This is a genomic window from Pseudomonas sp. GM18, from assembly GCF_000282195.1.
Taxonomy (GTDB): Bacteria; Pseudomonadota; Gammaproteobacteria; order Pseudomonadales; family Pseudomonadaceae; genus Aquipseudomonas.
Window position 1 is genome coordinate 46,766 of sequence record NZ_AKJT01000027.1, and the last position, 9,832, is coordinate 56,597.

Sequence of the window (9,832 nt, forward strand, 5' to 3'; positions counted from 1 at the left end):
AGCAGAAGCCTCGCCCGCAAGAGCCTTGGGTCGACAATGAAGATATTTGGGTTTCAATTGATCTACGGTGACTTCCTCGCCCGCAGCGTGCGGGGCATCTCCTGCGCACCACCCGCCGTTCTCAGCATTGCTAGCAACTAACGATCCGTTAATTGACAAGAAAATGATGAGGCGCCAACCATGGCAGATTTATACGAAAACCCAATGGGCCTGATGGGCTTTGAGTTCATCGAATTCGCATCGCCGACCCCGAACACCCTGGAGCCGATCTTCGAGATCATGGGCTTCACCAAGGTCGCGACCCACCGCTCCAAAGACGTGCACCTGTATCGCCAGGGCTCGATCAACCTGATCCTCAACAACGAACCCCACAGCGTGGCCTCGTACTTCGCGGCCGAGCACGGCCCGTCGGTGTGCGGCATGGCGTTCCGCGTCAAGGATTCGCAAAAAGCCTACAAGCGCGCTCTGGAACTCGGCGCCCAGCCGATCCACATTGAAACCGGCCCGATGGAACTGCACCTGCCGGCGATCAAAGGCATCGGCGGCGCGCCGTTGTACCTGATCGACCGTTTTGGCGAAGGCAGCTCGATCTACGACATCGACTTCGTGTTCATCGAAGGCGTTGACCGCAACCCGGTCGGGGCTGGTCTGAAGATCATCGATCACCTGACCCACAACGTGTATCGCGGTCGCATGGCCTACTGGGCCAACTTCTACGAGAAGCTGTTCAACTTCCGCGAAATCCGTTACTTCGACATCAAAGGCGAATACACCGGCCTGACATCCAAAGCGATGACCGCACCGGACGGCATGATCCGCATCCCGTTGAACGAAGAGTCGTCCAAGGGCGCCGGGCAGATCGAAGAGTTCCTGATGCAGTTCAACGGCGAGGGCATCCAGCATGTGGCGTTCCTCACCGATAACCTGATCGACACCTGGGACCGCCTGAAAAAAATCGGCATGCGCTTCATGACGCCGCCGCCGGACACCTACTACGAAATGCTCGAAGGCCGTTTGCCGAACCACGGCGAGCCGGTCGATCAACTGCAAGCGCGGGGTATCTTGCTGGACGGTTCGTCCGAGCCGGGCGACAAGCGTCTACTGCTGCAGATTTTCTCGGAAACCCTGATGGGGCCGGTGTTCTTCGAGTTCATCCAGCGTAAAGGCGACGACGGTTTCGGCGAAGGCAACTTCAAGGCGCTGTTCGAATCCATCGAGCGTGACCAGGTTCGTCGCGGTGTGCTCTCTACCGATTAAGCCGTTCCTGATGTGAAAAAGCCCGGTCAGCAGCAATGCTGGCCGGGCTTTTTTTGAATCATGCAATTACATAGGCCGGCGTCGTTGCCGGACCAGATGCTTGAACCCCTCAAACACCAACACCACCACCGCCAGCCAGATCGGAATGTAGGTCAGCCATTCGCCGGCCTTGATGCTTTCCCCCAACAGCAACGCAACGCCCAGCAACAGCACGGGCTCGACGTAACTCAACAACCCGAACAGGCTGAACGGCAGCAGCCGGCTGGCAATGATGTAGACCACCAGCGCCGAAGCGCTGATCACCCCGAGCAGCGGAATCAACAGCGACAGCCATGGATGTTGATCGAACACGCCAAAACCTTGTTCACCTCCCTGCACGAACCAGAACGCCACCGGCAGCATCAACGCCATGTCCAGCCAGAGCCCGCCAAGGTTGTCCGTTGCCAGGCGTTTGCGCAGGATGAAATAGATCGGATAGCCGATCACCACCAGCAGGGTCGCCCAGGAAAAACCGCCGACCTGATACAACTCGTTGAGCACGCCGAGGCTGGCGAAGAACACGGCTATTTTCTGCAGGTAGGAAAGGCGCTCGCCATAGACGATTCGCCCGGTCAGGACCATGGACAGCGGCAACAGGAAATACCCCAGCGACACGTCAAGGCTATAGCCGTTGAGTGGCGCCCACATGAACAACCAGAGTTGCAGGCCCAGCAGCACTGCCGAGCCGATCAGGGCGATGAGCAACTTCGGCTTAGCGGCCAGCCGCCGAAAAATCTCGACCACGCGTTTCCATTCACCGGACACCACCATGAACACAGTCATGCATGGCGCGGTCAGCAGCATCCGCCAACCGAAGATTTCCACGCCGCTCAAGGGGGAGAGCAGTGAGGTGTAGTAATACATGACGGCAAACAGCATCGAAGCTGTGACCGATAGAGCGATACCTTTAGACAAACTGTCCTCGCGGGTTGAAGGTCAAACGGGGCGCGCAGGATACGTGGTTTTTGTGCTGAATATTGGCCGGGTGATCAATATTTACAACATGGCTGACCCCATGCAGGCGCTGCCGCAGGCTGCGATCTTTTGATCTTGCCCTTCAACAATCAAAAGATCGCAGCCTTCGGCAGCTCCTACACGACCGGGATGCCCAGATGAATCTCAAGCCGTGCGCGGTTTGCGTCCCGAGACAAAATGGCTCACATCATTGAACCCCGGTGTCGACGCGTGCCCCGGTGTCACCAGCGAATCGATAAAGGCTTCATCTTCCGCTGTGATTTTCACTGCCTGCGCCTTGGTGTATCCGTCCCACTGTTCTTCGGTGCGCGGGCCGACGATGGCCGAGGTGACGGCGCTGTTGTTCAGCACCCAGGCGATGGCGAACTCGACGATGCCCACGCCACGGTCCCGGGTGTATTGCTGGATCTGCTGGGCAATGCGCAAAGACTCAACCCGCCATTCGGTTTCCAGGATGCGTTTGTCCTGGCGACCGGCGCGGCTGTTGGCGTCCGGTGTCACGTCCGGCGCGTACTTGCCGCTGAGCACACCGCGCGCCAGCGGACTGTAAGGCACTACGCCGAGGCCATAGTTTTGCGCGGCGGTGATCTGCTCGGTTTCCGCCTGACGGTTGACGATGTTGTACAGCGGCTGGCTGATCACCGGCCTGTCGACGCCCAGTTGGTCGGCGATGCGGATGACTTCGACGATACGCCAGCCCCGGTAGTTCGACAGGCCCCAGTAGCGGATCTTGCCTTGGCGGATCAGATCGCCGATGGCCGAAATCGTGACTTCCAGCGGCGTGTTGTGGTCTTCGCGGTGCAGGTAATAGATGTCCAGATAATCGGTGCCCAACCGCGTCAGGCTGGCGTCGATGCCATTGAACAGGTGCTTGCGGCTCAGGCCGCTGCGGTTCGGCACACCGTCCACCGGGCCGAAACCGACTTTGGTAGCCAGCACCCATTCCTGGCGGCGACTGGCGATCGCTTCGCCGACGATCTCTTCGGAGCGACCGTTGGTGTACACGTCCGCGGTGTCGATGAAGTTAATGCCCTGGTCCCAGGCCTTGCCGATGATCCGCAGGGAATCTTCGGGGCTGGTCTGTTCGCCGAACATCATGGTGCCCAATGTGAGGGTCGACACCTGTAAACCCGAATGACCCAGCGTGCGATAGCTCATGATGAAATCCTTTTACCGGTGAGAAAGCTTCAATCAAATACCAAGAACCGCAGCGCGGAGCAATCTGAATTATCGACGCAGTGCCTCACAACGTTCCTGCAAAAATGCTTGCAGCACCTTGACCCGCTCCGACACCTGCACCCGATGCGGGCACAGCAAATTGAAGGGCACACTTTCCCCTTGCCAGTCATCGAACAGCGTCACCAGGCGCCCGGCCCGCACATCGGCGGCGACATCGAGCCAGGCTTTGTAGGCGATGCCATGCCCGGCCAGCGCCCAGCGGCGGGCGACTTCGCCGTCATCGCTCAGATAGTCGCCACGCACATCGACCTCCAGCACCTCATCGCCACGGCTGAAACGCCATTGGTTGTAGGGCCGGCCATCGCGCAGGTAGAGCAGGGCGCTGTGTTCGCTCAGTTCCGCCGGGGTTAGCGGCACGCCGCACCGGGCCAGATACTCGGGGCTGGCACAGGCCACGCGGCGATGCTGCGGCAGGATCGGCAACGCCACCAGCGTCGAGTCACTCGGCACGCCAAAACGCAGGGCCACATCGACCGTCTCGCGGAACAGATCGGCATGCCGGTCGTTGAGCAGCAATTGCAGTTGGATATGCGGGTGCGCGCGTTTGAAATCATCCAGCCACGGCAACAGCAAATTACGCCCGAAGTCCGACGGCGCCGCCAATTGCAGCACGCCGCTCAAGCCTTGGGTCTGTTGCTTGAGCGCTTGCTCACCTTCGGCCAGCGCGGCGAGCGCCAGTCGCACACTTTCCAGATAACGCCGGCCTTCTTCGGTCAGGCGCATGCTTCGCGTGGAACGGGCCAGCAAGCGAATGCCGAGGCGGGTTTCCAGGCGTTTGAGCGCGATGCTGGCCGCCGCCGGGGTCAGCTCCAGGGCGCGGGCGGCAGCGGAAATGCTGCCGGAGTCAGCGGTGCGGACGAAGATCTCCAGGTCGAGAATCGAGCTCATTGGTAAAAATCCTTTAAAGATCCTTCTTTAATACCGGGATTTTTTCGTGATTGGCAAGCGTGGATACTCTAATCAATGAACCTCGAATCAATGAACAACCGCAGGAGACGACCATGACGTGGACCTTCGATCATCTGGCATTCAACACCGCCGCCGGCCAGACGCTGCAAGACACCTTCCAGGCCGTGCTGGGATTGGCGCCGGGACGTCGCCCGCCATTCCCGTTCCCCGGACGCTGGTTGTATCAGGATGCGCAGGCGCTGGTGCATGTGATCGAACAGCCGACGTTCGATGAGACGGCGTTGAGCCACATTGCCTTTCGCACTGACGAAGATGCCTCCACGGTGTTGCAGCGGGTTCAGGCTAGCGGTTTGCCGTATCAGGTGGCGCAGGTGCCGGAGGACGGGATCTGGCAGATTTTTGTGCAGATGCCAGGTGGGCTGGTGATTGAGCTGGATGCCAAAGCAGGAAATCTGGAGAGCGTTTAACGGCGATGTTTAAAAGACATTTCCAGATACTCACTCAGGCTACATATTCTTGCGCCACTGCCTACGACTGCGCCAGAATCCGCCGGCTAGTGCGCCTTTGCACCGGGTTGTATCGTTTCCTTGTCGCTGAAAAACAGCGATCGGGTTTGGTAGCCCGTATATGCAAGGTGCATAAGCATCATGATTTGCAGCGTTTGTTCGACTCTGCTTTATGGTGGTCATGCACAGGGCGCTTTCGGGCGCGCCGGTCTCCTTGCATCCCGGTCTACCAACCTGCGCATGGCCGCCACCCTACGTTTGGTAGCGAGGGTGATGGCTCCTTTTTACGATGCAAGGAGTTTCATCCATGTTCAAACCAACGCCAAATCCGCCGGAAAGCGACGACGTTTCCCCCTACGAATCCCTCGATTCAAAAAAACTCCACGAAGCCGCCGACCGCGCCCTCGATCACTACCTCAAACCGCCCACCCCCAAAGACACCAGGCGCAAACCCAGCACCATTTACCATGTCGGTACGAAAGTCGATAACGAAACCCTGCTGGTCAACGCCTGTGAATCCCTGGCGTCAGCGAGCGTGATGCTCAGTGAGTTCGCCGGGTTGGTGGACATGCCGCATCGCAACATGATGTTGGGGATTCAATCGGTGGTCATGCTCGGTGAGCTGGCCGTCAACCGGGTGCTGGATAACCTCGATCCACAAGGCTAGCGAGGATTGATCGTTCCCACGCTCTGCGTGGGAATGCCTCAAGGGACGCTCCGCGTTCCAGCTCGCGAAAGGGACGCAGAGCGTCCCGGGCTGCATTCCCACGCAGAGCGTGGGAACGATCAAGCGTGGGAACGATCAGTCTCCGCAGATCAGGCCCGCAACGTCCGCGTCATGCGCAATGCCAGCAAACTCCCGCAAACAATCACACCCGCCAACAGGTACAACGCCGCATTGGTCGACCCGGTGCTGTCCTTGACCCAACCCACCAGATACGGGCTAAGGAAACCCGCCATCTGCCCCATGGAGTTGATCAACGCCAACCCACCGGCCGCCGCGCCAGCGCTGAGCATCGCCGTTGGCACTGGCCAGAACATCGGCAGGCCGGTGAGGGCGCCCATGGTGGCGAGGGTCAAACCGAGAATGGCAATGGCCGGGTTGGCGGCGAAGTTGACCGCGATCAGCAGGCCGACGGCGCCCATCAGCATCGGCACCACCAGGTGCCAGCGACGTTCTTTGCGCAGGTCGGCCGAGCGGCCCACCATCAACATGAACACCGCCGCCAACAGGTAGGGAATCGCACTGAGCCAGCCGATCACCAGGTTATCGCTGAAACCCAGGTTCTTGATGATCGACGGCAACCAGAAGTTGATCGCATAGACACCGCTCTGGATACAGAAATAGATCAGGCCGAAAGCCCAGATCGCCGGGTTCTTGAACACCGCCCGCAAGGAGTCGGTGGTGGTTTTCGGTTTGCTGGCCAGGTCTTCAGCGTGGTCGGCCTCAAGCACCGAACGCTCGTACGGGGTCAGCCACTTGGCGTTGGCGTAACTGTCGCTGAGCAGGAAGTAGGCGAGGGCGCCGAGAATCACGGTCGGAATGCCTTGCAGCAGGAACATCCACTGCCAGCCGGCCAAACCGGCCTGGCCTGCGCCGAAGTGGTTGAGGATCCAGCCGGAAAACGGGCTGCCCAGCAGGCCCGACACCGGGATTGCCGACATGAACAGCGCCATGATGCGGCCACGGCGGAAGGTCGGGAACCACTGCGAGAGGTAAAGCACCACGCCCGGGAAGAACCCGGCTTCGGCGGCACCGGTGAACAGGCGCAGGGTGTAGAACTCGGTCGGGGTGGTGACGAACAGCAGGCACGTCGAGAGCGTGCCCCAAGTCATCATCATCAACGCGATCCAGCGTCGCGGACCGAACTTGGTCAGGGCCAGGTTGCTCGGTACGCCGCACAACACGTAGCCGATGAAGAAAATCCCGGCACCGAGGCCGTACACGGTTTCGCTGAAATTCAGCGCGTCGAGCATCTGCAGTTTGGCAAACCCGACGTTCACCCGGTCGAGGTAGTTGAACAGGTAGCAGATGAAGATGAAGGGGATCAAACGCAGGGTAATGCGTTTGTAGACGGCGTTCTTGTCGTCAGCGTTGGCCAGGGTAGCTGTGGCGCTCTGTGACATGGCGGGCTCTCTCTTTATTATGATTTTTTGCGACGCAAGGGTAACGTTGGTCGCCCGGTGAGTCTCGGCCACCCCTTGGGTAATTGTCTTTGTGCCTGAGCACAGGCTTTGCAACCAACGCCTGTGCGGCTGAACAACCCGTCCCATCACGTTTTCAAGGATCCGCGCTATGTTCGAACTCGATCACGACCTGGCCCAGGACATCGTCGACCGGGCGATGGCCATCCTGCCCTACAACGTCAATGTCATGGACAGTCAGGGGCTGATTCTCGGCAGCGGCGAGCCGGAGCGCATCAACACCCGTCACGAAGGCGCGCAACTGGTGCTGGCCAACGGGCGCGTAGTGGAGATCGACGCGCAAACGGCGATTCATCTCAAAGGCGTGCAACCGGGCATCAACCTGCCGCTGTTGCTCGATCAGCGTTTGATTGGTGTGCTGGGCATCACCGGCGAGCCTGAGCAATTGCGCACTTACGCAGAACTGGTGCGCATGACCGCCGAGATGCTGGTAGGCCAGCGTAATCAGCAGGCCGAGCAGCAATGGCGGCGTCAGCGTTGCGACGACCTGTTGGCGCTGCTGCTGAGCGAAGCGGGGGATTCGCCGCGGTTGTTGGACGAAGCGCAGCAACTGGGGCTCAAGCCACAGCTGACGCGAGTGCCGTATCTGTTCGAGTTGGGCATGGAACACGGCCCGAGCCAGACCGTCGAGGCGCTCAGCGCCTGGTTGATGTCGCGCTACCCGGACAGTTGGTGCGTGAGCTCGGCCAAATCTTCGTTGCTCTGGTGTCGCCCGGCGCTGCCTGCGGTCGATAACGAACGGCTGCTGGAAAAACTCGACGGCCTGGGCTGGAACATTTTGCGCATCGCCGTGGGCGGGCAGGCCGATGGCTTGTCGGGGTTGCGCCGCTGCTATCGGCGGGTCGGTGATTTGCTGGCGTACGGGCGTGATGTGTTGCCGCATTCGCGCTTGTTGATCTTGAACCGTTATCGGCTACCGGTGATGCTCTGGCGGCACCGCGACGACGATGCACTGGATGAGCTGCTGCGGCCGCTGCGCAAAGTCATCGCCAAGGATGGCAACGGCCAACTGCTGGCGACCCTGCGCAGTTGGTGCGAACACGACGGCCAGAGCCAGGCCTGCGCCGATGCGTTGGGCATCCACCGCAACAGTTTGCGTTATCGCATGGAGCGGATCGCCGAACTCAGCGGCGTCGACCCGCTGAAGCTGGACGGAATGCTCGCGCTGTACCTTGGCGTCCAGCTCCTGCCCCAAACCGAACTGCCGACCACCGTCCCGTAGCACCGTAGCAGCTGCCGAGCCTGCGAGGCTGCGTTCGGCGGCGAAGCCGTCGTAATTCCTGCAAGCACGGTTTACCTGACACACCGCATCGCATGATTTCACGACGGCTTCGCCGCCGAACGCAGCCTCGCAGGCTCGGCAGCTGCTACGACGAACCGGGTAGGCAAGGGTTTTGTGGAAATGAACAATAATCCTCACGACCGCTTGTGCAGCGGACCGGCGTTATTGTTCAGGCCTGCTGGCAGCATGGACGCATTGGAACTGGAGAATTCGCATGAAAATCGTCATTGCCCCCGATTCGTTCAAGGACAGCCTCAGTGCCCAGGGTGTGGCCGAGGCCATTGCGCTGGGGTTGGCGCAGGTCTGGCCAGACGCACAATTGCTCAAGTGCCCGATGGCTGATGGTGGCGAAGGCACGGTCGAGTCGATTCTGGCTGCGTGCGACGGAGAACTGCGCCGCACTCGTGTTCGCGGGCCGTTGGGCGCCACGGTCGATGCCGCCTGGGGCTGGTTGCCGCAGAGTCATACCGCGATCATCGAAATGGCCGAGGCCAGTGGCCTGCAACTGGTCCCGCCTGGCCTGCGCGATGCCTGCAACAGCAGCACCTTCGGCACCGGCGAATTGATCCGCGCCGCGCTCGATGCCGGGGCGCAACGGGTGATTCTGGCGATTGGCGGCAGCGCCACCAACGACGGCGGCGCCGGGGCGATGCAGGCCTTGGGTGTGAAGCTGCTGGACGCTCAGGGCCAAACCCTCGCGCCGGGAGGTCTGGCGCTGGCGCAACTGGCGCGTCTCGATTTGAGCGACATCGACCCGCGTCTGGCCGAGGTGCGCTTCGACATCGCCGCCGACGTCAATAACCCACTGTGCGGCCCTCACGGTGCATCAGCGATTTTCGGCCCGCAGAAAGGTGCGTCGCCCGAGCAAGTCCAGCAACTGGATCACGCCCTCGGGCACTTTGCCGAGCTCTGCGCACAAACGCTGGACAACGACGTGCGCGATGAACCGGGCAGCGGCGCGGCGGGCGGTCTGGGGTTTGCCGCGAAGGCGTTTCTCGGAGCGCAATTCCAGGCTGGTGTAGAAGTGGTTGCTGAACTCGTCGGTTTGGCCGAGGCGGTCAAAGGCGCCGACTTGGTGATCACCGGCGAAGGCCGTTTCGATGCCCAAACGTTGCGCGGCAAAACTCCGTTTGGCGTGGCGCGCATTGCACGGCAGAACGGCGTGCCGGTCATTGTCATCGCCGGCACCTTGGGCGAGGGGTATCAGGTCTTGTACGAGCATGGCATCGACGCGGCGTTCGCATTGGCAAGCGGGCCGATGACCTTGGAGCAGGCCTGCGCCGAGGCGCCGCGATTGCTGCGTGAGCGCGCCAGTGATATCGCGCGGGTTTGGCGGGTGGCCGCCCGCAAAATCCAGGACTGACACCATCCCCGGTAGCAGCTGCCGAGCCTGCGAGGCTGCGTTCGGCGGCGAAGCCGT

The 9,832-nt window shown here is 60.8% G+C and carries 10 protein-coding genes; 6 read left to right on the forward strand and 4 right to left on the reverse strand.

The genetic code is table 11. The features are described from left to right. Positions 1-180 precede the first annotated feature (180 nt). Entirely contained in the window at positions 181-1,257 is a 1,077-nt protein-coding gene (gene hppD, locus PMI21_RS21160) for a 4-hydroxyphenylpyruvate dioxygenase (RefSeq protein ID WP_007935668.1), read from the forward strand. Between the two features lie 66 nt (positions 1,258-1,323). On the opposite strand, the gene rarD is transcribed toward hppD, so the two are convergent. Continuing rightward, on the reverse strand, positions 1,324-2,211 hold the full coding sequence (rarD, locus tag PMI21_RS21155; protein WP_033063867.1) for an EamA family transporter RarD: 888 nt from the start codon (positions 2,209-2,211) through the stop codon (positions 1,324-1,326). Between rarD and PMI21_RS29630 the strand changes: the two genes are divergently transcribed. After that, entirely contained in the window at positions 2,159-2,344 is a 186-nt protein-coding gene (locus PMI21_RS29630) for a hypothetical protein (RefSeq protein ID WP_162130328.1), read from the forward strand. The genes rarD and PMI21_RS29630 overlap by 53 nt on opposite strands. Before the next feature lie 71 nt (positions 2,345-2,415). Here PMI21_RS29630 and PMI21_RS21150 read toward each other — a convergent pair whose 3' ends face one another. Next, on the reverse strand, positions 2,416-3,429 hold the full coding sequence (locus PMI21_RS21150) for an aldo/keto reductase (RefSeq protein WP_007935670.1): 1,014 nt from the start codon (positions 3,427-3,429) through the stop codon (positions 2,416-2,418). 69 nt (positions 3,430-3,498) lie between these two features. After that, positions 3,499-4,398, reverse strand: coding sequence for a LysR family transcriptional regulator (locus PMI21_RS21145; protein WP_007935671.1), 900 nt, complete (start codon positions 4,396-4,398; stop codon positions 3,499-3,501). A 113-nt stretch (positions 4,399-4,511) separates the two neighbouring features. Between PMI21_RS21145 and PMI21_RS21140 the strand changes: the two genes are divergently transcribed. Continuing rightward, complete coding sequence (locus PMI21_RS21140; protein WP_007935672.1) at positions 4,512-4,886, forward strand: hypothetical protein; 375 nt, start codon at positions 4,512-4,514, stop codon at positions 4,884-4,886. Between the two features lie 346 nt (positions 4,887-5,232). Continuing rightward, positions 5,233-5,592: a DUF6124 family protein gene (locus PMI21_RS21135; protein ID WP_007935673.1), complete on the forward strand. Its 360-nt coding sequence runs from the start codon at positions 5,233-5,235 to the stop codon at positions 5,590-5,592. A gap of 149 nt (positions 5,593-5,741) precedes the next feature. Here PMI21_RS21135 and PMI21_RS21130 read toward each other — a convergent pair whose 3' ends face one another. Continuing rightward, positions 5,742-7,052, reverse strand: a complete 1,311-nt coding sequence (locus PMI21_RS21130; protein ID WP_007935674.1) for an MFS transporter — start codon at positions 7,050-7,052, stop codon at positions 5,742-5,744. A 169-nt stretch (positions 7,053-7,221) separates the two neighbouring features. On the opposite strand from PMI21_RS21130, the gene PMI21_RS21125 reads away from it, so the two are divergent. Then, the gene (locus PMI21_RS21125) at positions 7,222-8,352 is read left to right on the forward strand and encodes a sugar diacid recognition domain-containing protein (protein ID WP_007935675.1); all 1,131 of its coding nucleotides are present in this window, start codon (positions 7,222-7,224) and stop codon (positions 8,350-8,352) included. Between the two features lie 274 nt (positions 8,353-8,626). Then, positions 8,627-9,775 (forward strand): glycerate kinase, encoded by a 1,149-nt coding sequence (locus tag PMI21_RS21120; protein ID WP_007935676.1) that lies wholly within the window; start codon positions 8,627-8,629, stop codon positions 9,773-9,775. Positions 9,776-9,832: the final 57 nt, after the last annotated feature.